The sequence below is a fragment of the Enterobacter sp. 120016 genome (genome assembly GCF_018383635.1).
In the GTDB taxonomy this organism is placed as follows: Bacteria; Pseudomonadota; Gammaproteobacteria; order Enterobacterales; family Enterobacteriaceae; genus Enterobacter; species Enterobacter asburiae_D.
The window spans coordinates 1-26,577 of sequence record NZ_JAHAWC010000022.1; the positions used below are offsets into that span (position 1 = coordinate 1).

Below are 26,577 nucleotides of genomic sequence, written 5' to 3' on the forward strand. Positions count from 1 at the left end.
CATAAACGGGTTCTTATGCCTTAGTTGTAAGTGTCTACCATGTCCCCGAACAAGTGTTCACTATGTCCCCGGACCGTACACCCACAGGGAGAGGGAGAAAACAACGCTTTACTCACGATGCCGCGATGAAAAGATCCCGCAGCTGATGAAGCTGGTCGCGGATCTGCGCCGCCTCTTCGAACTCCAGATTCTGTGCGTGCTGCATCATCTGCCCTTCCAGCTCGTGGATTTTCTGCTGCAGCGCTTTCGGCGTCAGCACGACGGTATCTTCTTCCACCACTGAACGCGCCTTGCCGCGGCCTTTCGCTTTGGTTTTGGCGATGTTCTGACCCAGCGCCAGAATATCCACCACCTTCTTGTTCAGCCCCTGCGGCGTGATGCCGTGCTCTTCGTTGTAGCGCTGCTGCTTCTCGCGGCGGCGCTCCGTTTCGCCAATCGCTTTTGCCATCGACGGGGTGATTTTGTCACCGTACAGAATCGCTTTACCGTTGACGTTACGCGCCGCACGGCCGATGGTCTGGATCAGGGAGCGCTCAGAACGCAGGAAGCCCTCTTTGTCCGCATCCAGAATCGCCACCAGCGAGACTTCCGGCATATCCAGGCCTTCTCGCAGCAGGTTGATCCCCACCAGCACGTCAAACTCGCCCAGACGCAGATCGCGGATAATCTCCATGCGCTCCACGGTATCGATATCCGAGTGCAGATAGCGCACCTTCTCGCCGTGCTCTTCCAGATACTCGGTGAGGTCTTCCGCCATGCGCTTGGTGAGCGTGGTCACCAGCACGCGCTCGTTGATGGCGGAACGGGCGCGGATTTCCGAGAGCAGATCGTCCACCTGAGTGGCCACCGGACGAACTTCAATAATCGGGTCGAGCAGACCCGTTGGACGAACAACCTGATCGACAACGTCTTCACCGGATTTCTCCAGCTCGTAGTTGCCCGGCGTGGCCGAGACGTAAATGGTTTGCGGCGCGAGCGCCTCAAACTCTTCAAACTTCATCGGGCGGTTATCCAGCGCCGACGGCAGGCGGAAGCCGTACTCCACCAGCGTCTCTTTACGCGCGCGGTCACCGCGGTACATCCCGCCGATCTGCGGGATCGTGACGTGGGATTCGTCGATCACCAGCAAACCGTCTGCCGGAAGGTAGTCAAACAGCGTCGGCGGCGGCTCGCCCGGCCCGCGCCCGGAGAGGAAGCGCGAGTAGTTTTCAATGCCGGAGCAGTAGCCCAGCTCGTTCATCATCTCAAGGTCGAACTGGGTACGCTGGCTCAGGCGCTGCTCTTCCAGCAGCTTATTGTTCGCCAGCAGCACCTTACGGCGCTCGGCCAGCTCCACTTTGATCTCTTCCATCGCCTGCACGATACGCTCGCGCGGCGTCACGTAGTGCGTTTTCGGGTAGATGGTGAAGCGCTGGATCACCGACTCAACGTGTCCGGTCAAGGGGTCGAAGAGCGACAGCCGTTCAACCTCTTCGTCAAACAGCTCGACGCGCAGCGCCATATCGTCCGATTCCGCCGGGAAGATGTCGATCACCTCACCGCGTACGCGGAACGTCCCGCGCTGGAACGCCTGATCGTTACGGGCATACTGCAGCTCCGCCAGACGACGAACGATGGCGCGCTGGTCGATGATCATCCCCTGCGTCAGGTGCAGCATCATCTTGAGATAGAGATCCGGATCGCCCAGACCGTAGATCGCGGAAACCGATGCGACAACGACCACGTCGCGACGCTCCAGAAGCGCCTTAGTGGCCGACAGTCGCATCTGCTCGATGTGTTCGTTCACCGAGGCATCCTTCTCAATGAAGGTGTCAGAGCTCGGCACATAGGCTTCAGGCTGGTAGTAATCGTAGTAGGAGACGAAATACTCCACCGCATTTTCCGGGAAGAACTCTTTCATCTCGCCGTAAAGCTGCGCGGCCAGGGTTTTATTGGGTGCCAGCACCATCGTTGGGCGCTGGAGATCCGCAATCACGTTGGCGATGGTGAAGGTTTTACCTGACCCCGTCACACCTAATAGCGTCTGGTGCGCCAGCCCATCTTCCAGCCCCTCTTCCAGACGACGGATCGCCTCAGGCTGATCGCCAGATGGACGGAAAGCAGAATTCAATTTGAACGGTTTACTCATGGGCGACAACCTGATGACGTTAAAAGCGGCAGGTGAGTAATTTTACTCGTTGTTGCCAGGAATGCCAGTAAAAAACACTGGATGAAAAACCAGTGGCATGTCAGGATATTTAGCATAGCGCCTGAAGGATTGGTGCGATAACGGCCAAAATTTGGGCTGCGACAATATAAAACACCAGTCAGGTCAGGTTATCCCCAGAACTTTTTCTTTTTTAACATTTGTCAAGCCAGGTAATGATAGTTTTGTGGCAACGGGTGACACTTTCATGACGGGAATTGCTTTTATCTAAGCAGTTAAATAATAAACGATATTTTCTAAAGCCGCGTTTCGCGTCAATTTGGGCGTAAGCCGCGTCTTCTCTCGCTTATCGCATGTTTTCTAACTCTAATGCACATGGTTATCCACAGGAATAGTGGATAACTGCTTCCAGCCCATACAGCGTGGCGCTCGGCAAATTCCCGGATTTTCCCACGAGACGGCAGTAAAAAAATTTTATAGCTCTTTTTTGATGATTAACAGTTGTGTCATTCATAACCAACTGATGAGATCTTGCTCACATTTTCATCATTTCGGGCACTGCACCACAACTCAACACCGCCAGCACCGTCGATGTGCAATCCCGTTTTTTCTCTGCCCCTCTCAGGTGACTTATTCCTAAAAAAGCCGTTTTTTTAAACACTTTTCGGGTTCTGGCAGGGGTTTTGCACACTCAATCACGAGCCTCACCTACACACATTTTTAAGGAGAGAAAGATGTTGAGTCTGCGTGCTGTGAATCAGTTTTACGGAAGCCAACATACGCTATGGAACGTGAATTTGGATTTTCCGCAAGGGATGTGTACAGGCGTCGTTGGCCTGCCGGGAATGGGGAAAACCACCCTCATGAATTGCATCGCCGGGAGAGTGCCCGTCGAAAGCGGCAGCATCATCTGGCATGAGGCGGGCGCGCCGCCGCGTGATTTGCTTAACCTGCCGCCAGAACAGCGTTCAGGACCGGGGATAGGCTATGTCCCGCAGGACAGGCGGATCTTCTCCCAGCTAACGATTGAGGAGAATCTGCATATCGCCATGCGGGCGATGGGGAAACCCAACCCGGAAGCGAAAAGTGACGTTTACGACCTGTTTCCGGCGCTCTACGCATTGCGGCAGACCCGCGCCAACACGCTCTCTCCGGACGACCAGTACCAGCTGGCGCTGGCTAATGCGCTGGTGAACCGCCCGCACCTGCTGATCCTCGATGAGCCCCTGCACGGCGCAGGACACAGCTTCGCCCAGAAGCTGGGGCAGCTGCTGGTGCGCTTAAACCGGGAGTTAGGCATGACGGTGCTGTTAGCGGAGCAGCAGCTGTCGTTTATCCGCCGGGTTGCGGACCGTTTCTGTATGCTCTATCGCGGGCGTAACGTGGCGCAGGGCCACGTTAACGAACTGGATGACGAGCTTATCGCGCACTGGATGTCGCGGGAAGCAAGACGCTGAGATCGAGATAACGCCCGGTTTCGGCATTTTCCGCGCCGTCAGCAAGCCAGGGAATTTCCCCGAGGCACGGGGCGGGAAGTACGCGCCTGAGCGTCGCCAGATACTCCAGGTGTCGTTTCCCCGGCGCAACCACGTCGTTGGCTATCCAGCCCGCCAGACGCAGCCCGGCCTGCTGCACGGCCTGCGCGGTCAACATGGCGTGATTGATGCAGCCCAGCTTGACGCCGACGACCAGAATGACCGGAAGCTGCTCGGCCTGCACCCAGTCGGCAAACGTCTGCGCGTCCGAAAGCGGCGTAAACCAGCCCCCTGCACCTTCCACCAGCACCCAGTCGGCCTGGCCTTCCAGCGTCCGTAACCCGGCAGACAGCACCGCGAAATCAATCGGACGACCTTCGTCAGCGCTGATGATGTGCGGCGAGGTCGGCTCGGCAAAGGTGTACGGATTGACCGCTGAATAGGCCAGTTCAATCGTGCTGTTACGCTGGAGCGCCAGCGCGTCGGTGTTGCGTAACCCTTCCGGCGTCATCTCGCTGCCGGAAGCAACCGGCTTATATCCGGCGGTGTTTTTCCCAAGCTTCCTTGCCGCCTGCAGCAGCGCCGAGCTGGCAACCGTTTTGCCCACTTCCGTGTCCGTGCCGGTAACAAAATAACGTTCAGTCACGTTCGATAATCCCATGAAAAAGTTGATAAGAGAGCGGGAAATGCCCCCGCTGCTGCGGCCAGGCCAGCTCCAGACGCTGCAGCTGTCCCCGGGTCAGCGGTTTTCTCTCCCGTCCGGCATGCAGGTGCGTGGCCCCGATGCCCTTCAGCGAGCGCATCGCGCTGAACGCATCGCTAAAATTGAGGGTGATGGTCTGCACCGTGCTGCGGTAGCGCCAGCCTGCCAGCGCCTGCGTCACCTGGTCATGCGATAAAAAGCGGTTAGCGTGCGGCTGCTCATCCACCGCTTTCCACGCCTGATTCAGCTCCGGCAGCGAACTTTCCAGCAGGGTGGTAAAGGCCACCTTTCCGCCCGGTCGCGCCACGCGATAAAGCTCGCGCAGGGCCTGCGGCAGGCTGCTGCACCACTGGACCGCCAGATGACTCCAGACCAGATCGAACTGCGCGTCCGCCAGCGGGATCGCCTCGATATCGGCCAGAAGATAGCGATCCGCTGCCTGCCGCTGACGCGCCTCGTCGAGCATCTGCTCTGAGAGGTCGATAGCCGTGACCTGGCTTCCCGCTCCGCGCCAGTAGCGGCTGTTGCTGCCGGGACCACAGCCGGCATCCAGCACCTGCGGAAAGCGGTTCTCGCCAAGCGCGGCCAGAAGCCCCTGCGCGCTCTGACGCTGCAGTTCGTCGTGCTGCGAATAGCTGTGCGCGGCCCGGCCAAATGCCGCCGCAACGGCCTGTTTATTCACCGGCAACATGGAGCGCCTCCAGCAGCGTCTGGATATCCCGTGCTTCATGCGCCGCCGTCAGGGTTAAGCGCAGCCGCGCCGTTCCCGGCGGGACCGTTGGCGGGCGGATAGCGGTCACCCACATGCCCCGCTCGCGCAGCGCCTGTGCCAGCGCCAGCGCGCGGCCGTTTTCGCCGACAATCACCGGCTGGATAGCGCTCTGCGAATCCGGACTGTGGAAGGGCAGCGCCGCTAGCCCCTGGCGGAAGCGGGAGATATGCTCTGCCAGCCGCTGACGACGTTCATCTCCTTCTGCGCTGCGGATCACCTCAAGTGACGCAGACAGCGCCACCGCCTGCGCCGGGGGCATACTGGTGCTGTAGATCAGGTGTCGGGCAAACTGCAGCAGATAGTCGGCGACGGACTCGCTGCACAGCACGGCGGCGCCGCTGACGCCAAAGCCCTTGCCGAAGGTGACAATCAGCAGTTCCGGCTTCACGTTTTGCTGATGCGCGCTGCCGCGACCTTCGTCACCCATCACGCCAATGCCGTGAGCATCGTCCACCAGCAGCCAGGCGTTTTGCCGCTTTGCTGCCTCGTGCAGCGCGGCAAGCGGCGCGCTGTCGCCGTCCATGCTGAACACCCCTTCCGTGATCGCCAGCTGTTGTCCGTCGCAGGGTTTATCCAGCAGCACAGCAAGCTGCCCCGCATCGTTATGGGCGAAGCGGCGCAGCTGCGCCGGGCTTAAATTTGCCGCCTCAAGCAGCGAGGCGTGGCTCAGGCGGTCAGCGACAATGCGGTCCTCTTTTTCCATCAGGGCGGTAATGACCGCCTGATTGGCGGCAAAGCCGGAGATAAACAGCAGAGCGCGCGGGTAGCCGAGCCAGTCGGCAAGCGCCTCTTCCAGCGCCTGATGCGCCGTGGTGTATCCGCTGACGTGTCCCGAACCGCCGCTGCCAACGCCAAACCGCTCCGCCCCCTGCTGCCAGGCGCGGACGATGGCCGGATGCTGGCTCAGCCCGAGATAGTCGTTGCTGGAGAAATTACAAAACTGCCGCCCGTCGCGGGTAAGAAAACGGCCCGCGCCGTTTTCCACCACCCTGCGAACGCGAAACGCCTCTGCCGCCCGGCGTTCGTCCAGCGCGGTATTCACTCGTACCTGCCAGGTCATACGGCTGCCGCGTTGTAGAACTGGTCGGTGTCGGCGTTGAAAATCTGCTGCTCCAGCTGCTGCTGTTGCTCGTTATCGCCCGTCAGCACCTCAGTCTGATGCGGGTTAAGCCCCAGCTTGCGGAACAGCTGAACGTCTTTGTCCTCTTCCGGGTTCGGCGTGGTCAGCAGCTTGCAGCCGTAGAAGATGGAGTTGGCTCCGGCCATAAAGCACATCGCCTGAGTTTGCTCACTCATCTGCTCGCGACCGGCGGAGAGGCGCACGAAAGAGGTCGGCATCATGATGCGCGCCACCGCGATGGTGCGGATAAAATCAAACGCATCCACGTCGTCGTTGTCCGCCATCGGCGTGCCCTTAACCTTCACCAGCATGTTGATCGGCACGCTTTCCGGCGGGGTCGGCAGGTTCGCCAGCTGCAGCAGCAGGCCCGCACGATCTTTCACCGTCTCACCTAAGCCCACGATACCGCCGGAGCAGACCTTGATCCCCGCGTCACGCACCTTATCCAGCGTGTCCAGACGCTCCTGATAGGTACGGGTGGTGATGACGTTGCCATAAAACTCCGGCGAGGTGTCGAGGTTGTGGTTGTAGTAGTCCAGCCCCGCGGCGGAGAGGCGCTGCGCCTGCTCGTCGTTCAGCGTGCCGAGCGTCATACAGGCTTCGAGGCCCATCTCCTTCACGCCCTTCACCATCTGCTCCAGATACGGCATGTCGCGATCGTGCGGGTTCTTCCACGCCGCGCCCATGCAGAAGCGGGTCGAACCAGCGTTTTTCGCCTTGCGCGCCGAGTCGAGCACCTGCTCCACTTCCATCAGCCGTTCGGACTCCAGGCCGGTTTTGTAGCGCGCGCTCTGCGGGCAATATTTGCAGTCTTCAGGACAGGCACCGGTCTTGATCGACAGCAGCGTGCTGACCTGAACATGGCGAGGATCGAAGTGCTGACGATGCACCTGTTGGGCTTCGAACATCAGCTCAAGGAAAGGTTTATTGAATAATTCAGTAACTTGCGACATCGTCCAGCGTGCGTGGTGAGCCATTGGGCTTCTCCAAAGGGTTTTGTTAATTTTCGGTTCGGTTTATACTCGTAAACCTAAAACTTTTCAAAATGGTTTACAAGTCGATTATGACCCAGGACGATCTCGCCTTCGACAAGCAGCATATCTGGCACCCTTACACCTCCACCACCCGCCCCCTTCCCGTCTATCCGGTGGCCTCGGCCCACGGCTGCGAGCTGCACCTCGCCAGCGGCGAGCGGCTCGTTGACGGGATGTCCTCCTGGTGGGCGGCCATTCACGGGTACAACCACCCGCGCCTGAATGCGGCGATGAAGGCGCAGATTGACCAGATGTCGCACGTGATGTTCGGCGGAATCACCCATCAGCCCGCGGTGGATTTATGCCGTCGCCTGGTGGCGATGACGCCTGCATCGCTGGAGTGCGTGTTCCTGGCCGATTCCGGCTCCGTGGCGGTGGAAGTGGCGATGAAAATGGCGCTGCAGTACTGGCACGCGAAGGGCGAAACGCGCCAGCGGTTCCTCACCTTCCGCAACGGCTATCACGGGGATACCTTCGGGGCGATGTCGGTGTGCGATCCGGACAACTCCATGCACAGCCTGTGGAAGGGCTATCTGCCGGAAAACCTGTTTGCCCCGACCCCCCAGAGCCGCTTCGACGGCGAGTGGAACGAGATGGACATGGTCGGCTTCGCGCGGCTGATGGCGGCGCATCGCCATGACATCGCCGCCGTGATCCTGGAGCCGATTGTGCAGGGCGCGGGCGGAATGCGGATGTACCACCCGGAATGGCTGAGGCGTATTCGCAGGATGTGCGACCGCGAGGGCATTCTGCTGATTGCCGATGAGATCGCCACCGGCTTTGGCCGCACCGGCAAGCTGTTTGCCTGCGAGCATGCGGGTATCGCCCCGGATATTCTGTGTCTGGGCAAGGCGCTGACCGGCGGCACCATGACGCTCTCCGCCACGCTCACGACCCGTCACGTTGCCGACACCATCAGCGACGGCGAGGCGGGCTGTTTTATGCACGGCCCGACGTTTATGGGTAATCCTCTCGCCTGCGCCGTCGCAAGCGAAAGCCTGGCCATTCTGGAAGGCGGCGAGTGGCAGACGCAGGTGGCGGCGATTGAGGCGCAGCTGAAAGAGGCGCTGAGCGCCGCCTCGGGTGCGAATTTTGTGGCGGACGTTCGCGTGCTGGGCGCCATCGGGGTGATTGAAACCACTCATCCGGTGAATATGGCGGCGCTGCAGCGCTTCTTCGTTGAGCAGGGCGTCTGGGTGCGGCCTTTCGGCAAGCTTATCTACCTGATGCCGCCGTACAGCATTACGCCGGAGCAGCTGCGTAAATTAACCGACGCGGTTGTAACAGCCGTTAACATTCCCGCGCATTTCACGATGTAACCCTATGCATTACACTTGCTGAACGAGCGATCAACGAGGGTAAACCGTATGAAAATCATCAGTAAAGATCTGCGCGACGGTGAAAAACTGCCGGAACGCCACGTATTCAACGGCATGGGGTATCAGGGAGACAATATCTCCCCGCACCTGGCGTGGGACGAGGTACCGGCCGGGACCAAAAGCTTTGTCGTGACCTGCTACGACCCGGATGCGCCTACCGGCTCCGGCTGGTGGCACTGGATTGTGGCGAACCTGCCTGCCGACACGCGCGTCCTGCCGCAGGGCTCCGGTTCAGACCTGGTTGCCCTGCCTGAAGGCGCGATTCAGACGCGCACCGATTTTGGTAAAGCGGGCTACGGCGGCGCGGCGCCGCCAAAAGGGGAAACCCACCGCTATATCTTCACGGTGCACGCGCTGGATGTGGAGAAGATTGAGGTCGATGAAGGGGCGAGCGGCGCAATGGTAGGGTTTAACGTGCATTTCCATTCGCTTGGGAGCGCGTCGATTACGGCGATGTATTCATAATAGTGCGGGCTGATGCCCTCACCCCGGCCCTCTCCCACAGGGAGAGGGAGAAAATCTGACAGTTCCCTCTCCCTGTGGGAGAGGGTTAGGGTGAGGGTAAATATCACAGCACCGAAGGTAACAGCCCCACCAGCCGCCCTTCTTCCAGAAGCTGCATCGCCTTATCAATATCCGGCGCAAAGAAGCGGTCGTCATCGTAGTGCGATACATGCTCGCGCAGCGCATGACGCGCCTGCTCCAGCAGCGGGCTGGATTTTAGCCCTTCTCGCAGATCGATACCCTGACTTGCCGCCAGCCATTCCACCGCCAGCACGCCGCGGGTGTTGGAAGCCATTTCCCAGAGACGACGTCCGGCAGCCGGTGCCATCGAAACGTGATCTTCCTGGTTCGCGGACGTTGGCAGGCTGTCCACGCTGTGCGGGTGCGACAGGGCTTTGTTCTCGCTCGCCAGCGCCGCCGCGGTGACCTGGGCAATCATAAAGCCCGAGTTGACCCCGCCGTTACGCACCAGGAACGGCGGCAGCTGGGACATATGTTTATCCATCATCAGCGCAATGCGGCGTTCGGACAACGCGCCAACTTCGGCAATCGCCAGGGCGATATTATCCGCCGCCATTGCCACCGGCTCGGCGTGGAAGTTGCCCCCGGAAACCACCTCGTTTTCCTCGGCGAACACCAGCGGGTTATCGGACACCGCGTTGGCTTCCACCAGCAGGACCTCTGCCGCCTGACGCAGCTGCGTCAGGCACGCGCCCATCACCTGCGGCTGGCAGCGCAGGGAATAGGGATCCTGCACCTTCTCGCAGTTATGGTGTGAATCGGCAATTTCGCTGGTATCGGTAAGCACGTGACGGTACATCGCGGCGGCATTAATTTGACCGCGCTGGCCGCGCACCTCGTGGATGCGGGCATCGAACGGGCGACGCGAGCCCAGCACGGCTTCGGTGGTCAGCGCGCCGCACACTACCGCCGAGGCAAACAGATCTTCCGCTTCAAACAGGCCGCGCAGCGCGAAAGCGGTCGATGCCTGCGTGCCGTTCAGCAGCGCCAGCCCCTCTTTCGCCGCCAGCGTAATCGGATTTAACCCGGCTTTTTTCAGCGCCTCTTTCGCAGGAAGCCACTCGCCCTGCCAGCGCGCTTTGCCTTCGCCCAGCAGCAGCAGCGACATGTGGGCAAGCGGCGCAAGATCGCCGGAGGCACCGACGGAACCTTTTGCCGGGATCCACGGATAGACTTCCGCATTGACCAGCGCCATCAGCGCCTGAATCACGCTCAGGCGAATGCCGGAAAAGCCGCGCGCCAGGCTGTTGATTTTGAGGACCATCATCAGACGGACAATTTCATCATCCAGCGGCTGACCCACGCCCGCGGCATGCGACAGCACCAGCGAGCGCTGTAAGTTTTCCAGATCGTGCGTCGCGATGCGGGTCTGCGCCAGCAGCCCAAAGCCGGTGTTAATCCCGTAGGCGGTGCGCCCTTCGGCAACGATGGCTTCGACGCAGGCGACGCTGTCGTTAATGGCGGCGTGGGCCGTTGCATCCAGCGAAAGAGTGACCGGTTTACGCCAGACGTTACGCAGCTGTTTGAGCGTCAGCGAGCCGGGAGTGAGTGTTAACGCGTTCATTAATGCTTTCCTTGTGTGGCAGGGATCATCGGCAGGTTAAGGCCCTGCTCTTTGGCACAGTCAATGGCAATCTCATAACCCGCATCCGCGTGACGCATCACGCCGGTTGCCGGGTCGTTGTGCAGGACGCGAGCGATACGCGCGGCGGCTTCATCGGTTCCGTCGCAGACGATGACCATCCCGGAATGCTGGGAGAAGCCCATCCCCACGCCGCCGCCGTGGTGCAGCGATACCCAGGTCGCGCCGCTGGCGGTATTGAGCAGAGCATTCAGCAGCGGCCAGTCGGAGACCGCATCCGAGCCGTCGCGCATGGCTTCGGTTTCGCGGTTCGGGCTGGCGACGGAGCCGGAGTCCAGGTGGTCTCGGCCAATGACGATCGGCGCGGAGACTTCACCGCTGCGCACCATTTCATTGAAGGCGAGGCCGAGTTTTTGACGCCACTCCAGCCCTACCCAGCAGATACGCGCCGGCAGGCCCTGGAAGTTAATGCGCTCGCGGGCCATGTCCAGCCAGCGATGCAGGTGTTCGTCATCGGCAACGATCTCCTTCACTTTGGCGTCGGTTTTGTAGATATCCTCCGGATCGCCGGACAGGGCAACCCAGCGGAACGGGCCGATGCCGCGGCAGAACAGCGGGCGAATATAGGCAGGAACGAATCCCGGGAAGTCGAAAGCGTTATTTACGCCCATCTCTTTCGCCATCTGGCGGATGTTGTTGCCGTAGTCAAAGGTCGGAATGCCCATCTGGCTAAAGGCCAGCATGGCGGAGACGTGTTCTGCCATGGCGCGTTTCGCGGCGAGTACCGTACCTTCCGGGTCGGTTTCCGCTTTTTGCTGATATTCTTCCCACGTCCAGCCTTTTGGCAGGTAACCGTGCAGCGGGTCATGGGCGCTGGTCTGGTCGGTAACCAGATCCGGGTGCACGCCGCGGGCGACGAGCTGCGGGAGAATGTCCGCCGCGTTGCCGCACAGGGCAATCGACACCGCTTTGCCTTCGGAGGTGTATTTTTTAATGCGCGCCAGCGCATCGTCCAGATCGGTTGCCTGTTCATCGACGTAGCGGGTACGCAGACGGAAATCAATGCGGCTCTGCTGGCACTCAATGTTGAGCGAGCAGGCACCGGCAAGCGTGGCGGCCAGGGGCTGCGCGCCGCCCATGCCGCCGAGACCCGCGGTCAATACCCAGCGGCCTTTCAGCGAGCCGTTATAGTGCTGACGGCCGGCTTCGACGAAGGTTTCGTAGGTGCCCTGCACGATCCCCTGGCTGCCGATGTAGATCCAGCTACCCGCGGTCATCTGGCCATACATCGCCAGCCCTTTCGCGTCCAGCTCGTTGAAGTGTTCCCAGGTAGCCCAGTGCGGCACGAGGTTAGAGTTGGCGATCAGCACGCGGGGCGCGTTTTTGTGCGTTTTAAATACGCCCACCGGCTTGCCGGACTGCACCAGCAGGGTTTCGTCGTGTTCGAGTTCGGTCAGGGATTTTACAATTGCGTCATAGCATTCCCAGTTGCGCGCGGCGCGGCCTATGCCGCCGTAGACCACCAGCTCGTGGGGGTTCTCCGCTACCTCAGGATCAAGGTTGTTCATCAACATGCGCAGCGGGGCTTCGGTGAGCCAGCTTTTGGCGGTGAGAGTGGTGCCGCGCGCGGCGCGGACATCCTGCTGGCGGTATTTACCTGACGACATTGTGTGCTCCTCATACGGGACAGTGATGCATTTAGATATACTTGTATAGACAAGCACACACAAGGTCAGATTTAACAAAAAAGATACAATTTTGTTATATTGCGTTAGCTATCACGCTTTTAAAACTTATGACATAAAGTGGCCCTGCAGCCGGTATCGGTTACCCGGGAAAAGCAGCCGGGCATGCGACACAATGTGCGACGAGGACCAGGTCCGACGGCGGATCAGCAGGCACGGATCGTGCTCTTTAATGCGCAGCCGCTCGCACTCCTGCGGCGTGGCGCGCACGGCTTCCACAATGTGCTCCCCTTCCGTCAGCGGTGCGACGAGCGAGAGATAGGCGTGCGGCGTGGTCTGGGTGTAATCCTGATTCAGATAGTCCGGTATCCGTTCAGCGTTCACGCAGCGATCTTCAATCTGCACCGGAATGTCGTTCTCAAAATGCACCATCACGGAGTGGAAGATACGGCTGCCTTCTTTGACATTCAGCTCTACGGCCTGCTCGGCGCTGGCCTGGGTCTCTTCGAGCACCAGCACCTCACAGCGGTGCTGATGATTTCGCGAGGTTATCTCATCGGCAATACTGCGGATTTCAAACAGGGCAGATTGCCCTTTCGGTTCCGCCACAAATGTCCCCACGCCCTGCAGGCGCACCAGAAGCCCTTCATCGGTCAGCTCGCGCAGCGCCCGGTTGACGGTCATCCGGCTAAAACCAAACTGCGCCACCAGCTCGGCCTCCGAGGGAATGCGATCGTGCGGCCGCCAGACGCCGGTGGCGATTTTTTCGCTGATCGCCTGCTTCACCTTTTCGTAAAAAGGCGCGGGAGGGCTCGACTGCGGCAGAGGTGAGCGTGAAAACATCGTGACTCCTTGAATAGTGTTATGCCCACCAGTGAGCAATTTGCCAGGCCAGACGGGCGGCAAGCTTTGCGCCCTGTCCGTCCCGATCGTACTGCGGGTTAAACTCTACCAGATCGGCGGCCTGTAGCTTACCGCTGCGGCAGATTTGTTCGATAACCGGGAGAAGTTCCAGCGCCGGTATGCCTAACGCGGCCGGTGCGGACACGGCAGGCATTTCGCTGGCAGGCAGGACGTCCAGATCGATCGTCAGATAGATACGATCGGCCTGCGCCAGCACCTTTTCCAGCGCGGATAGCGCATCGCGCCTGAAATGGAGATCTTCCACCAGCGTGACGTTCAGGCGTTCAGCCTCATCCCACAGCGCCAGCGTGTTCGCCGCCCGGCTCACGCCAAAGCAGGCGTACTGAAATTCCCGCCCGCGCTCATCGCAGTAATGCGCCAGCTGGCGAAACGGGGTGCCGGACGTCGCCCGGTCGGCCCTGCGCAGGTCAAGATGTGCATCAAGATTGATTACCGCCACGCGCTCGTTCGGGAACGCGTCCAGAACGCCCCGACCGTGCGCCCAGGCGGTTTCGTGCCCGCCGCCAAAGACCAGCGTGCGCATCCCGGACTGCTGGCAGGCCGTGACGGCATCGCTTAACGCCTGCTGCGCCGCTTCCAGCTCGTCGCCTTCAACGTAAACCGAGCCCATATCCGCCAGCCGTTCGTGCCCCTGATGGCTTGCCATATTCGCCAGCGCTTTTCGCAGCATATCCGGTGCCTGCACGGCGCCGGGCCTGCCCTGATTGCGTTTTACCCCTTCATCACATTCAAAGCCTATCAGCGCGATGCCGGATGCAAGCGGCGTGAACTGTCCCTGCTGCTTTATCGTCTGGAAAATGCGCGTTGCATTGCTGGCCTCGGCGCTGTCGTCGCGCCCCTGCCAGACGGTTTCGGCTACGGGCCGCCATAACCTCATACTGCCTCCCCACGGAAAATACGTTGATACAGCGGATTGCGTCCCGGCTCGTAGACCATCTCAACCGGATGGCGAGCATCCCAGACGATAAAATCAGCGACAAACCCTGCCCTGAGCTGTCCGTGGGTTGCGCCACGGCCCAGCGCCTGCGCGGCATGCCGCGTGACGCCAGCCCAGGCTTCTTCAGGGGTCAGACCAAACTGGACGCAGGCCATGTTCATCGCCAGGTGCAGGCTGGCAAACGGGCTGGTGCCGGGGTTATAGTCGGTGGCGACGGCCATCGGCACGCCCTGTTTTCTGAGCCGTTCCACCGGCGGGCGCTGGCGCTCCTGAAGAAAATAGAACGCGCCGGGGAGCAGGACGGCAACCGTGCCGCTTTCCGCCATCGCCTGAACGCCTGCGTCGTCGAGATACTCAATATGATCGGCGGAAAGCCCCTTATACTGGCTGACCAGCGCCGCGCCGCCCTGATTCGACAGCTGCTCGACGTGCCCTTTCACCGGAATACCGAGCGCGGTGGCAGCCTGGAAGAGGCGCTCGGTTTGCGACGGGGTGAAGCCGACGTTTTCACAAAACACGTCGACTGCTTCATATAGCTCTTTCTGCCACAGCGTGGGCAATATCTGCTCGCAGACCAGCGTGAGATACGCATCGGGATCCTGCCGGTATTCCGGCGGAACCGCGTGCGCCGCCAGCAGCGTTGGGCTGATATCGATCGGATTATTGAGGCTCAGCTGGCGCGCGACCTGCAGCATCTTCTCTTCGGCCTCGGGGTTTAGACCGTATCCCGACTTGATTTCAACCGTGGTAACGCCTTCATTCATCAATCGCTGAAGCCGCTGCTGCGCCAGTTGAAGCAGGGTTTCGGGCGAGCTGCCGCGCGTCGCCGTCACGGTAGCGTTAATCCCGCCCCCCTGGGCGCTGATCGTTTGATAAGAGACGCCGTTCAGACGCTGCTCCCACTCCGCCGCGCGATCGCCGCCAAACACCAGGTGGGTATGGCAGTCAATCAGGCCAGGCGTGACCAGACGTCCCTGGAGATCGACACAGTGAGGGTGTCCGGCAGGAACGTCAGATTCAGGGATCACGGCCAGAAGGGTGTGGCCGCGCACGACCAGGGCATGTTGCTCTTTCAGTCCATAAGGCGCAGATACGTCCGGCACCATCGTAGCCAGTCGCGCATTTCGCCATATTACATCGTCGGGATGAATCTGCTGCATGGGCATTCCACTTGTCATAGGTTGTATAGACATTTATTTTCATCTGTTGTCTGCTGTCAACCGACTTTGCGGAAAATGTTATTTATTTGTGATCACTTACCTGCCGCACCGGGGCTAAAAATGCAACTTTTACCCTTTTTATCTTCCCGTTTCGCTCAACTTAGTATAAAAAAGCAGGCTATTTCGTCTATCCCGTAAAGACTTGCATACCCAGGAGCTTCACCTTGAACATTTCCAGGATTTCCCGTCTGGCGTTAGCACTCGCCTTTGGCGTGACCTTATCCGCATGCAGTTCAACTCCACCGGATCAGCGACCTTCTGAGCAGGCTGCGCCCGGTACCGCCTCCCGCCCGATTTTGTCCGCTGATGAAGCGAAGAACTTCGACCGCGCGCACTACTTCTCAGCGATGGATCCTAACGCTGCGCCGTGGACACCGTCGTCTATTAACCTGCCTAAACAGCCTGACTTCGTGGTTGGCCCGGCGGGTACGCAGGGCGTAACGCATACCTCTATTCAGGCTGCGGTTGATGCTGCCATCACTAAACACAGCGCGTCTCGCCAGTACATCGCGATCCTGCCGGGTGAATATGAAGGCACCGTGTATGTTCCGGCGGCCCCAGGCAGCATTACGCTTTACGGTCTGGGCGAAAAAGCGGTCGACGTAAAAATTGGCCTGGCGATTGATTCCGAAATCGACAGCAACACCTGGCGTCACCTGGTGAACCCGGCCGGTAAATATATGCCGGGTAAACCGGCGTGGTACATGTTTGATAACTGCCAGAGCAAGCGTTCCGCCACCATTGGCGTGATGTGCTCGGCGGTGGTCTGGTCTCAGAATAACGGTCTGCAGCTGCAGAACCTGACCATTCAGAATACCCTGGGCGACAGCGTTGATGCCGGTAACCACCAGGCCGTTGCGCTGCGTAGCGATGGTGACCAGGTGCAGATTAACAACGTCAACATTCTGGGCCGTCAGAACACCTTCTTCGTGACCAACAGCGGCGTGCAGAACACCCTGCAGAATAACCGCCTGACCCGTACCCTGGTGACCAACAGCTACGTTGAAGGTGACGTGGATCTGGTGTCCGGGCGCGGCGCGGTGGTATTTGATAACACCGATTTCCGCGTGGTGAATTCACGTACTCAGCAGGAAGGCTACGTGTTTGCTCCGGCAACCCAGTCTAACCTCTTCTACGGCTTCCTGGCCGTGAACAGCCGCTTTAACGCTGCCGGTGACGGCGTGGCGCAGCTGGGACGCTCCCTCGACGTGGACTCTGCGACTAACGGCCAGGTCGTTATCCGCGACAGCGTAATCAACGAAGGCTTCAACATGGCGAAGCCGTGGGCTGATGCCGCGATCTCCAAACGTCCATTCTCCGGCAATACCGGTGCGGTGGATGATAAAGGGAACGTGCAGCGCAACCTGAACGACGCTAACTTCAACCGCATGTGGGAATACAACAACCGCGGTCTGGGTAGCAAAGTGGTTGCAGAGCCGAAGCAGTAAGCTGTTTTGCCGGGTGGCGGCTTCGCCTTACCCGGCCTACAGAGATAAAAAAACCTCGCATTCGCGAGGTTTTTTGTTTTTAGCCGCTTAGTGAGCGTTTACCACGACCCACATTGGCCCCTGGCCGACGGCGTAACGTCCTTTCTCTTCCAGCAGCCCCTGCTCGCCTTTAATTTCATACAGCGCGATGTGGTGGGATTTCTGCCCTGCCGCAATCAGGTATTTACCGCTGTGATCGATATTAAAGCCGCGCGGCTGGGTTTCCGTTAGCTGGAATCCTTCAATCGCCAGCACGCTGCCGTCTTCAGAGACGCTGAACACGGTAATCAGGCTGGAGGTACGGTCACAGGCGTACAGATGGCGGCCATTTGGCGTAATGTGGATATCCGCCGCCCAGCGGGTATCGGAGAAGTCAGACGGCATCATATCCAGCGTCTGCACGCATTCAATCTGGCCGTTAGGATCTTTCAGCTCCCATACGTCCACAGAGCTGTTCAGTTCATTGACCACGTAGGCGTACTGCTGGTTCGGATGGAAGACCATATGACGCGGACCCGCGCCTTCAACGGTAGTCACTTCGGCAGGATGCTGCGCCACCAGGTGACCATCGTCGCTCAGGGTGAACAGGCAGATACGATCCTGCTTCAGCGCAGGCACCCACAGCGTGCGGTTATCCGGCGTGATATTCGCCGAGTGGCAGCCTTCAAGCCCTTCCACCACATCCACGGTTTCGACCGGAATGCCATTTTCCAGACGCGTTACGCTGACGCAGCCCGCGTTATAAGAGCCGCTGAAGACAAAGTTGCCTTTACGATCGGTAGAGATATGGGTTGGGCTGCCCGGCAGTGGTGCTTCGGCAGTGTACGTCAGCGCGCCATCGTCCGGAGAAATGCGATAGGCCAGCACGCGGAACTCCGGGCGCACACCCACGTACAAGAAACGTTTATCCGGGCTGATGACCATCGGCTGCACCTGGCCTGGCACGTCAACAACCTGAACCAGCGTGAGTGTCCCTTCGGTATTTAAACGCCAGACGTGGATCTGCTGGCTTTCAGGACTGGCGGTATAAACGGTTTGTTTCATGAATATTCACTCCTCACTGCGCATGAAAGTAGTTAACTTTTGACGGTGAATGCTGAATTGTCGACAGGAATTTTGAAGCGTTCGCCTCTCGGTGTACCATCCCATCAAAACGTAAATTCAATATTAACCCGGGAAAACAGATGACCTCGCGTGTGATTGCTCTGGATTTAGACGGTACCTTACTGACGCCGCAAAAAACCCTTCTCCCCTCCTCCCTTGAGGCGCTTAAACGCGCGCAGGAAGTGGGATATCAACTCCTTATCGTAACGGGTCGACATCACGTTGCCATTCACCCTTTTTATCAGGCACTGGCGTTAGATACACCTGCAATTTGTTGTAATGGCACTTATTTGTATGATTATCAGGCAAAAAAGGTTTTAGCCTCCGACCCGCTGCCGGTTCCCCAGGCGCTGCAGCTGATTGATCTGCTGGATGAGCATGCCGTTCACGGACTGATGTACGTGGATAACGCGATGGTGTACGAGCGCCCTACTGGCCATGTGGTGCGCACCAGCAACTGGGCGTTGTCCCTGCCTGAAGCGCAGCGTCCGGTCTTTACCCAGGTTTCCTCCCTGCGTCAGGCCGCCCAGGACGTTGAGGCCATCTGGAAATTCGCCCTGACGGATGAAGACACCGCTAAACTGAACACCTTCGCAAAACACGTGGAGCAGACGCTGGGTCTGGAGTGCGAATGGTCCTGGCATGACCAGGTGGATATTACCCGTAAAGGCAACAGCAAAGGCAAGCGTCTGACGCAGTTTGTGGAATCAAAAGGCTGGTCGATGCAGGATGTTGTCGCCTTTGGTGATAACTACAACGACATCAGCATGCTGGAAGCCGCCGGTACCGGCGTGGCGATGGGCAATGCCGACGACGCGGTCAAAGCCCGCGCCAACGTGGTGATTGGCGACAATACCACCGACAGCATCGCGCAGTACATTTATACCCACCTGCTGTAATCAGGCGGTAATCGAGACGCTCTTAATTTGCGCGTAAAGCCACAGGCCGGGTTTGATCCCTAACTCATCCCTGGCCCACGGGCTGATGCGCGCCCAGAGCGTCCTGCTGCCGACTTCAAGCTTCACTTCCACCTGCCCGTTATCATCAAAACACTCCGCGACCTTGGCGCGCAGAATATTTCGAATACTGGTTTGCAGCGGCGGCTGCAGCACCAGCGAGACGTCCGACGCCTGGATGCGGATTCTCAGCGCGGACTGCAACGGTTTGTCGATCTTATTGACCCAAAGATGCTGGTCACCCAGCGCCAGGGCGGTCATCGCGTAGTGTGGATGGTGTTCCAGAACGCTCACTTTCAGGATGCTGCTCTGCTGCTCCCTGGGTAACCACGGGTGCATGACGCTGCTGCCCCACACCTCTTCCAGGTTGCCAAACGCCTTAACGCTGCCCTCTTCCAGCACCAGCACCTTGTCGGCCAGATGGAGGATCTCATCCAGCGAATGGCTGACGTAGAGCATCGGAATATTAATTTCTCGCGTCAGGCGCTGTAGATAAGGCAGAAGTTCGCGTTTACGCGGAATATCGAGTGAGGCCAGCGGTTCGTCGAGCAGCAGCAGTTCGGGTGCGGTCAGCAACGCGCGGCCAATGGCCACACGCTGTTTTTCTCCACCGGAGAGCGAGGAGGGCAGCCTGTCGAGCAGAGGTTCAATGCCCAAAAGCGTCACCAGCTTATCAAACTGCCCGGCCATGCTTTTCGCCATGCCGTAACGCAGGTTGCCGCGCACGCTGTAGTGCGGGAACAGGCGCGCGTCCTGGAAAACATAGCCGATGCGGCGTTTATCCGGCGAGAGGTAAACCTTATTCTCTACGTCATTCAGGACGCGGTCATTCAGGACAATACGGCCAGACTGCGGGCGGGTCAGGCCGCTGATGGCATTAATCAGCGACGTTTTTCCCGCTCCCGACACGCCAAAGACGGCGGTGATACCGCTTGCCGGCAGCGTTTCGTTAAGCGTCAGGGTATGGTTTCCCAGCGTCTGGGTGAAATGGAGTTCCAGCATGCTTATTTCCCCATCCGCTCGCGGCTGAGCCGCGCCAGCCATTCAGACACCATTAGCGATGCCAGCGCCAGCACAATTGAAATAATACACAGCCGCGCCGCCGCGCCTTCACCGCCCGGCGTTTGAATCAGAGTGTACATTGCCGACGGGATGGTTCGCGTCTCGCCGGGGATGTTCGACACAAACGTAATCGTCGCGCCAAACTCGCCCAGCGAGCGGGCGAAGGCCAGCACCGTGCCGACAATAATGCCGGGTAGCGTCAGGGGTAGCGTGATGGTGAAAAAGACGCGCCAGCGCCCTGCGCCCAGCGTGCGGGCCGCCTGTTCGAGCTTCATGTCAACGCCTTCCAGCGCGAGGCGTATCGCCCTCACCATCAGCGGGAATGACATCACCGCCGCCGCCAGTACCGCACCGCGCCAGCTAAACGCAAACGTCAGCCCAAACCAGTCGTAGAGCTTCTCACCGATAAAACCGCGTCGCCCCATCGAAATCAGCAGCAGGTAACCGACCACCACGGGCGGCAAAACGAGCGGAAGATGAAGCACGCTGTCGAGCAGCGTTTTGCCGGGAAACTGGCAGCGAACCAGTAGCCAGGCAAAGAAGATCCCAAAGGGCAAACTCAGCGCAACCGCCAGGGAAGAGACTTTAAGGCTCAGCAGAACAGCCTGCCATTCAGGATCGGTCAATATCATCAGTGAGTCGTAAATCCATAACGTTTAAAGATCGCGGACGCCTCCGGGCCCTTCAGGTAATCGCGGAAGGCCGTCACGGTCGCATTTTTATGTCCATCAACAATCGCAACAGGATATTCCACTTTCTTGTGGGAGTCTTCCGGGAACGTTGCGACCACTTTTACACCTTTACTGGCAACGGCATCAGAGCCATACACAATGCCCAGCGGGGCTTCGTTGCGCTCAACCAGCGCCAGCGCGCCGCGTACATCTTCCGCCGGGGCCAGCTTCGGTGACAATGTCTCCCATGCGCCCAGCTTTTGCAGCGCTTCTTTGGCATAAATACCGGCCGGAACGTGCTCCGGATCGCCCACCGCCAGACGGCCACCGTTCAGCAGGCTCGTCCAGTTGGTCTCTTTATTGATGGTGATGTCCGCCTGCGCGCTGGCTTTTGGCGCCACGACAACCAGGCTATTGCCCAGCAGCGTTTCGCGGGTTGTCGCATCAATCGATTTCTTCTCCGCCGCGTAATCCATCCACTTCTGGTCAGCCGAGATAAACAGATCCGCCGGTGCGCCCGCTTCTATCTGGCGCGCCAGCGTCGAGGAAGAGGCAAAAGAGGAGACCACCTCGACGTTTTTCTCTTTTTTATACGCCGCCGCGATATCCTGCAGCGCGTTGGTCAGCGACGCCGCCGCAAAGACCGTGATTTTACCCTCGTCCGCCAGCGCGTGTCCGGTAAGTGAAAGCGTCAGCGTTGCCCCTGCGAAAAGGCGTACCCATGAACGTGCCATCTGTAACTCCTGTGAGTAGCGTTATATATATATTAATATAACGGTAACATCAGGGAGATCCCAGCGTTTAATCGTACCGCTGAAGGGGTAAATCGGTGTGATGCGTTAAATATTATCGGCGAAAACGAGAAAATCTTGAGAGCAAAACGCCCGGGCTAGCCGGGCGTTTTGTGGGGAATCAATGCTGCTTTTTAGCCTGGTCTCTGTGACCAATGTTCGAAAAGACGTTGAACACTTCACCCAGGCCGTAGATGGCACCGAGGATGATGGCCATCACTACTGGTACCATGATCACGGCGAATACCAGACTTTTCAACAACTCTAACATGGTTTTCTCCAGATATTGTGAACAGCTTATTCTACCCTTTCAAGTGAGAAAAACATCCCCTTTTGTGCGGTACCCTTTGCGCCCTGCCCCATTTAGGCCACAATACTCTTTTTGCCAGGACACTGTTATGCAGGCCGAAATTCTTCTCACTCTACGACTTCAGCAAAAGCTTTTCGCCGATCCGCGACGTATCGCCCTGCTTAAACAAATAGAACAAACGGGCTCGATTAGCCAGGGGGCGAAAAACGCGGGCATCAGCTACAAAAGTGCCTGGGACGCCATCAACGAAATGAACACCCTGAGCGAACAGCCGCTGGTGGACAGAGCCACGGGCGGCAAAGGCGGCGGCGGAGCGATCGTGACGCGCTATGGCCAGCGTCTTATTCAGCTTTACGATCTGCTGGCCCAGATCCAGCAAAAAGCGTTTGACGTATTGAGCGACGACGATAACGTTCCGCTGGACAGCTTGCTGGCCGCCATTTCCCGCTTCTCGTTACAAACCAGCGCCCGCAACCAGTGGTTTGGAACGGTGACGGCGCGCGACAATCTCCAGGTACAGCAGCATATTGAGATCCTGCTTGCCGATGGCACCACCCGTCTGAAAGCCGCAATCACGGCGCAGAGCGCAGAGCGTCTTGAGCTGGACGAAGAGAAAGAGGTGCTGGTGCTGCTGAAAGCACCGTGGGTCAATATCACGCGCGATCCCGACACCGCAAAGGCAGCCGATAACCAGCTACAGGGCGCAATTAGCCATATCGAACGCGGCCAGGCGCAGTGCGAAGTGCTGATGACCCTGGCTGACGGGCAACAGCTTTGCGCGACGATACCGCTTAGCGAAGCGGACGGTTTAGAAGAAGGTACGGTGGTCACCGCCTGGTTCAACGCAGACCGGGTGATTATCGCCACATTGTGCTGAGCGCATTGACAATCGCGCCGACAGTGCGTATCCCTGATATCTATTGCTGCAAAAACAGGGATAAATCATGTCATCATTGCATATTTCGCAAGGCACGTTTCGTCTTAGCGATACCCGAACGCTGGCGATTGCTGATTTGACGATACGCGCGGGTGAAAGCTGGGCGTTTGTCGGCACTAACGGCAGCGGTAAATCCGCGCTGGCCCGCGCGCTGGCCGGAGAGCTTCCTCTCCTCAAGGGCGAATGCCAGGGCGACTTTACGCGCCTGACGCGCCTGTCATTTGAACAACTGCAAAAGCTGGTGAGCGACGAGTGGCAGCGTAACAACACCGATTTACTCAGCCCTGGCGAAGAAGATACCGGCCGTACGACGGCGGAAATTATTCAGGATGAGGTGAAAGATCCCGCCCGCTGTCAGCGCCTGGCAGAACGGTTCGGCATCACCGCCCTGCTGAACCGGCGCTTTAAATACCTTTCTACCGGCGAGACGCGGAAAACGCTGCTCTGCCAGGCGCTGATGAGCGAGCCCGAGCTGCTTATCCTCGACGAACCGTTTGACGGCCTTGACGTGCAGTCCCGTGCGCAGCTGGCGGCCCTGCTGGAGTCGCTTAATCAGCAGGGATATACCCTGGTGCTGGTGCTTAACCGCTTCGATGAAATTCCGGATTTTATCCAGCATGCAGGCGTACTGGCAGACTGTAACCTGACCGAGACCGGTGAAAAGACAGCGCTGCTTGAGCAGGCGCTCATCGCCCAGCTCGCGCACAGTGAACAACTCGACGGTGTAACCCTTCCGGAACCTGACGCCCCTGCGGCCCGCCACGCGCTTGATCCCCACCAGCCGCGTATCGTGCTGCGGGATGGGATGGTCTCTTATGACGATCGCCCGATCCTTAACCGTCTAAGCTGGACGGTCAATCCTGGCGAGCACTGGCAGATTATCGGCCCTAACGGCGCGGGAAAATCCACGCTGCTGAGCCTGATAACCGGCGATCACCCGCAGGGCTATAGCAACGATCTGACGCTGTTCGGTCGGCGTCGCGGCAGCGGCGAAACCATCTGGGATATTAAAAAACATATCGGCTACGTCAGCAGCAGCCTGCATCTGGATTACCGGGTCAGTACCACGGTACGCAACGCGATCCTTTCCGGTTATTTTGATTCCATCGGTATTTATCAGGCGGTGTCGGACAAACAGCACAAGCTGGCCCAGCAGTGGCTGGATATCCTGGGCATGGACACCCGGATCGCTGACGCGCCGTTTCATAGTCTGTCGTGGGGGCAGCAGCGTCTGGCCCTGATCGTTCGCGCGCTGGTGAAACACCCTACGCTTCTGATCCTCGACGAACCGCTGCAGGGACTCGATCCGCTGAATCGACAGCTTATCCGCCGCTTTTTGGACGTGCTGATTAGCGAAGGTGAAACGCAGCTGCTGTTCGTTTCACACCATGCCGAAGATGCCCCCTCCTGCATCACGCATCGCCTGGAGTTTGTTCCGGACGGTGAGCACTATCGTTATCTGCAAAGCAAAATCGATTAACCCCCGGAGGGTGCCGCCCTCCGTTTTTCAGATAACCTGCACTAAGACATCGCTATCCCTTTGATCTACAATGCCCTAAAGCGGCTGAAAATCGGATTTTAAAAACAGTGTAAACGATTCCACTATTTTATCCCATGTCACACTTTTCGCGTCTCTGTTATGCTATGGTTATTACATACCATAAGCCCAATGGAGCGAAATATGCGAGTTCTGGTAACAGGTGGTAGCGGTTACATAGGTAGTCATACCTGCGTGCAACTGCTGCAAAACGGTCACGACGTCATCATTCTCGACAACCTGTGCAACAGTAAGCGCAGCGTGCTGCCTGTGATTGAACGTCTTGGCGGTAAACAACCCACTTTCGTGGAAGGCGACATCCGCAACGAAGCGCTGATGACCGAGATCCTTCACGACCACGCTATCGAAGCGGTGATCCACTTCGCGGGCCTGAAAGCGGTTGGTGAATCCGTTGCGAAACCGCTCGAGTATTACGACAACAACGTCAACGGTACCCTGCGTCTCATCTCCGCCATGCGTGCGGCCAACGTCAAAAACTTCATCTTTAGCTCCTCCGCCACCGTCTACGGCGATCAGCCCAAAATCCCTTACGTCGAAAGCTTCCCGACCGGTACACCGCAAAGCCCGTACGGCAAAAGCAAGCTGATGGTGGAGCAGATCCTGACCGACCTGCAAAAAGCGCAGCCGGAGTGGAGCATCGCGATGCTGCGCTACTTCAACCCTGTCGGCGCGCATCCGTCCGGCGATATGGGTGAAGATCCGCAGGGCATCCCGAACAACCTGATGCCGTATATCGCGCAGGTTGCCGTGGGTCGCCGCGACTCGCTGGCGATTTTTGGCAATGATTACCCTACCGAAGACGGCACCGGCGTGCGCGACTACATCCACGTAATGGATCTGGCTGACGGCCACGTTGCCGCGATGCAGCAGCTGGCCAACAAGCCGGGCGTGCATATTTACAACCTCGGCGCCGGAGTCGGCAGCAGCGTGCTGGACGTGGTTAACGCCTTCAGCAAAGCCTGCGGTAAGCCGGTGAGCTACCACTTCGCCCCGCGTCGTGATGGCGACCTGCCTGCTTACTGGGCCGATGCCACCAAAGCCGACAAAGAGCTTAACTGGCGTGTGACGCGCACGCTTGATGAAATGGCACAGGATACCTGGCACTGGCAGTCACGCCACCCGCAAGGCTATCCGGACTAAGGATCCGTCATGACGCAATTTAATCCCGTCGATCATCCGCATCGTCGTTTTAACCCGTTAAGCGGGCAATGGATTTTAGTTTCTCCGCATCGCGCCAAGCGCCCCTGGCAGGGGGCGCAGGAGACGCCTGCAAAACAGACGCTGCCACAGCACGACCCGGACTGCTTCCTTTGTCCGGGCAACACGCGCGTCACCGGGGATAAAAACCCGGACTATAAAGGCACCTTTGTCTTCACCAACGATTTTGCCGCCCTGATGACCGACACCCCGGACGCGCCGGAAAGCCACGATCCGCTGATGCGCTGCGAAAGCGCGCGCGGAACCAGCCGCGTGATCTGCTTCTCGCCCGATCACAGCAAAACGCTGCCGGAGCTGAGCGTGGACGCGCTGAAAGAGGTCGTCAGCACCTGGCAGGCGCAAACCGCAGAGCTGGGGCAGAGCTATCCTTGGGTGCAGGTGTTCGAAAACAAAGGCGCGGCCATGGGCTGTTCTAACCCGCACCCCCACGGCCAGGTCTGGGCGAACAGCTTCCTGCCTAACGAAGCCGAGCGTGAAGACCGTCTGCAGAAAGCGTATTACGCGGAAAACGGTTCGCCGATGCTGGTGGATTACACCCAGCGCGAGCTGGCCGACGGCAGCCGCACCGTGGTGGAAACCGAACACTGGCTGGCCGTCGTCCCTTACTGGGCCGCCTGGCCGTTTGAAACGCTGCTGCTGCCGAAAGCGCACGTGCAGCGCATCACCGATCTCAGCGACGCGCAGCGCGACGACCTTGCCCTGGCGCTGAAAAAGCTGACCAGCCGTTACGACAATCTGTTCCAGTGCTCTTTCCCGTACTCCATGGGCTGGCACGGCGCCCCGTTTAACGGCGAAGAGAATCAACACTGGCAGCTGCATGCCCATTTCTATCCGCCGCTGCTGCGCTCTGCGACGGTGCGTAAATTCATGGTGGGCTATGAAATGCTGGCGGAAACCCAGCGTGACCTGACGGCGGAACAGGCGGCAGAACGTCTGCGTGCCGTTAGCGACGTCCACTATCGCGAATCAGGAGTCTAAAAA

24 protein-coding genes are annotated in these 26,577 nt (G+C 58.8%); 9 read left to right on the forward strand and 15 right to left on the reverse strand.

Translation table 11 applies throughout. The features are described from left to right. Positions 1–112: 112 nt before the first annotated feature. The gene (gene uvrB / locus KIF87_RS20955) at positions 113–2,128 is read right to left on the reverse strand and encodes an excinuclease ABC subunit UvrB (protein ID WP_029742168.1); all 2,016 of its coding nucleotides are present in this window, start codon (positions 2,126–2,128) and stop codon (positions 113–115) included. Between the two features lie 752 nt (positions 2,129–2,880). Between uvrB and KIF87_RS20960 the strand changes: the two genes are divergently transcribed. Beyond that, positions 2,881–3,603, forward strand: coding sequence for an ABC transporter ATP-binding protein (locus KIF87_RS20960; protein ID WP_121425407.1), 723 nt, complete (start codon positions 2,881–2,883; stop codon positions 3,601–3,603). Here the strand turns inward: KIF87_RS20960 and bioD are convergent. The 4 genes from bioD to bioB are packed head-to-tail and all read right to left on the reverse strand — an operon-like array spanning position 3,566 to position 7,193. Next, positions 3,566–4,267, reverse strand: a complete 702-nt coding sequence (bioD, locus tag KIF87_RS20965) for a dethiobiotin synthase (protein ID WP_213330526.1) — start codon at positions 4,265–4,267, stop codon at positions 3,566–3,568. The genes KIF87_RS20960 and bioD overlap by 38 nt on opposite strands. Then, entirely contained in the window at positions 4,260–5,015 is a 756-nt protein-coding gene (gene bioC / locus KIF87_RS20970) for a malonyl-ACP O-methyltransferase BioC (RefSeq protein WP_213330528.1), read from the reverse strand. The genes bioD and bioC overlap by 8 nt, the downstream gene beginning before the upstream one ends. Beyond that, positions 4,999–6,156 carry an 8-amino-7-oxononanoate synthase gene (bioF, locus tag KIF87_RS20975; protein WP_213330530.1) on the reverse strand — a complete coding sequence of 386 codons (1,158 nt, stop codon included), beginning with the start codon at positions 6,154–6,156 and terminating at the stop codon, positions 4,999–5,001. Before bioF ends, bioC begins: the two co-directional genes overlap by 17 nt. Next, positions 6,153–7,193 (reverse strand): biotin synthase BioB, encoded by a 1,041-nt coding sequence (gene bioB / locus KIF87_RS20980; RefSeq protein ID WP_080327842.1) that lies wholly within the window; start codon positions 7,191–7,193, stop codon positions 6,153–6,155. Before bioB ends, bioF begins: the two co-directional genes overlap by 4 nt. Before the next feature lie 86 nt (positions 7,194–7,279). Between bioB and bioA the strand changes: the two genes are divergently transcribed. Further along, on the forward strand, positions 7,280–8,569 hold the full coding sequence (gene bioA, locus KIF87_RS20985) for an adenosylmethionine--8-amino-7-oxononanoate transaminase (RefSeq protein WP_502757631.1): 1,290 nt from the start codon (positions 7,280–7,282) through the stop codon (positions 8,567–8,569). Between the two features lie 48 nt (positions 8,570–8,617). Then, entirely contained in the window at positions 8,618–9,094 is a 477-nt protein-coding gene (locus KIF87_RS20990) for a kinase inhibitor (RefSeq protein ID WP_008501131.1), read from the forward strand. Positions 9,095–9,197: 103 nt separating this feature from the next. Here KIF87_RS20990 and hutH read toward each other — a convergent pair whose 3' ends face one another. The 5 genes from hutH to hutI all read right to left on the reverse strand — a co-directional run bounded on the left by hutH (position 9,198) and on the right by hutI (position 15,442). Beyond that, positions 9,198–10,718, reverse strand: a complete 1,521-nt coding sequence (hutH, locus tag KIF87_RS20995; protein WP_213330534.1) for a histidine ammonia-lyase — start codon at positions 10,716–10,718, stop codon at positions 9,198–9,200. After that, positions 10,718–12,403, reverse strand: coding sequence for a urocanate hydratase (gene hutU / locus KIF87_RS21000; RefSeq protein WP_213330536.1), 1,686 nt, complete (start codon positions 12,401–12,403; stop codon positions 10,718–10,720). The genes hutH and hutU overlap by 1 nt, the downstream gene beginning before the upstream one ends. Before the next feature lie 126 nt (positions 12,404–12,529). Further along, positions 12,530–13,264, reverse strand: a complete 735-nt coding sequence (locus KIF87_RS21005) for a histidine utilization repressor (protein WP_024908773.1) — start codon at positions 13,262–13,264, stop codon at positions 12,530–12,532. A gap of 19 nt (positions 13,265–13,283) precedes the next feature. After that, positions 13,284–14,222, reverse strand: coding sequence for a formimidoylglutamase (gene hutG, locus KIF87_RS21010; protein ID WP_213330538.1), 939 nt, complete (start codon positions 14,220–14,222; stop codon positions 13,284–13,286). Further along, positions 14,219–15,442 carry an imidazolonepropionase gene (gene hutI, locus KIF87_RS21015; RefSeq protein WP_213330540.1) on the reverse strand — a complete coding sequence of 408 codons (1,224 nt, stop codon included), beginning with the start codon at positions 15,440–15,442 and terminating at the stop codon, positions 14,219–14,221. Before hutI ends, hutG begins: the two co-directional genes overlap by 4 nt. Positions 15,443–15,666: 224 nt before the next feature. On the opposite strand from hutI, the gene KIF87_RS21020 reads away from it, so the two are divergent. Next, the gene (locus KIF87_RS21020; protein WP_213330542.1) at positions 15,667–16,950 is read left to right on the forward strand and encodes a putative acyl-CoA thioester hydrolase; all 1,284 of its coding nucleotides are present in this window, start codon (positions 15,667–15,669) and stop codon (positions 16,948–16,950) included. An 87-nt stretch (positions 16,951–17,037) separates the two neighbouring features. On the opposite strand, the gene pgl is transcribed toward KIF87_RS21020, so the two are convergent. Further along, positions 17,038–18,033: a 6-phosphogluconolactonase gene (gene pgl, locus KIF87_RS21025; RefSeq protein ID WP_213330544.1), complete on the reverse strand. Its 996-nt coding sequence runs from the start codon at positions 18,031–18,033 to the stop codon at positions 17,038–17,040. 140 nt (positions 18,034–18,173) lie between these two features. Between pgl and KIF87_RS21030 the strand changes: the two genes are divergently transcribed. Next, positions 18,174–18,992, forward strand: coding sequence for a pyridoxal phosphatase (locus KIF87_RS21030; protein ID WP_213330546.1), 819 nt, complete (start codon positions 18,174–18,176; stop codon positions 18,990–18,992). On the opposite strand, the gene modC is transcribed toward KIF87_RS21030, so the two are convergent. The 4 genes from modC to KIF87_RS21050 form a co-directional block, all read right to left on the reverse strand. Continuing rightward, the gene (gene modC, locus KIF87_RS21035) at positions 18,993–20,051 is read right to left on the reverse strand and encodes a molybdenum ABC transporter ATP-binding protein ModC (RefSeq protein WP_213330548.1); all 1,059 of its coding nucleotides are present in this window, start codon (positions 20,049–20,051) and stop codon (positions 18,993–18,995) included. A gap of 2 nt (positions 20,052–20,053) precedes the next feature. Beyond that, entirely contained in the window at positions 20,054–20,743 is a 690-nt protein-coding gene (gene modB / locus KIF87_RS21040; protein WP_032641645.1) for a molybdate ABC transporter permease subunit, read from the reverse strand. Next, positions 20,743–21,516: a molybdate ABC transporter substrate-binding protein gene (modA, locus tag KIF87_RS21045; RefSeq protein WP_198884980.1), complete on the reverse strand. Its 774-nt coding sequence runs from the start codon at positions 21,514–21,516 to the stop codon at positions 20,743–20,745. The genes modB and modA overlap by 1 nt, the downstream gene beginning before the upstream one ends. 178 nt (positions 21,517–21,694) lie before the next feature. After that, positions 21,695–21,844, reverse strand: a complete 150-nt coding sequence (locus KIF87_RS21050) for an AcrZ family multidrug efflux pump-associated protein (protein ID WP_008501118.1) — start codon at positions 21,842–21,844, stop codon at positions 21,695–21,697. A gap of 127 nt (positions 21,845–21,971) precedes the next feature. Between KIF87_RS21050 and modE the strand changes: the two genes are divergently transcribed. The 4 genes from modE (at position 21,972) to galT (ending at position 26,574) form a co-directional block, all read left to right on the forward strand. Further along, positions 21,972–22,760 (forward strand): molybdenum-dependent transcriptional regulator, encoded by a 789-nt coding sequence (modE, locus tag KIF87_RS21055; protein WP_213330550.1) that lies wholly within the window; start codon positions 21,972–21,974, stop codon positions 22,758–22,760. A 67-nt stretch (positions 22,761–22,827) separates the two neighbouring features. Then, a complete protein-coding gene (gene modF, locus KIF87_RS21060) occupies positions 22,828–24,300 on the forward strand; it encodes a molybdate ABC transporter ATP-binding protein ModF (protein ID WP_213330552.1) in 1,473 nt (490 codons plus the stop codon). 201 nt (positions 24,301–24,501) lie between these two features. Continuing rightward, a complete protein-coding gene (galE, locus tag KIF87_RS21065; protein ID WP_213330554.1) occupies positions 24,502–25,518 on the forward strand; it encodes a UDP-glucose 4-epimerase GalE in 1,017 nt (338 codons plus the stop codon). A 9-nt stretch (positions 25,519–25,527) separates the two neighbouring features. Further along, entirely contained in the window at positions 25,528–26,574 is a 1,047-nt protein-coding gene (gene galT, locus KIF87_RS21070) for a galactose-1-phosphate uridylyltransferase (protein ID WP_047648356.1), read from the forward strand. Positions 26,575–26,577 lie beyond the last annotated feature (3 nt).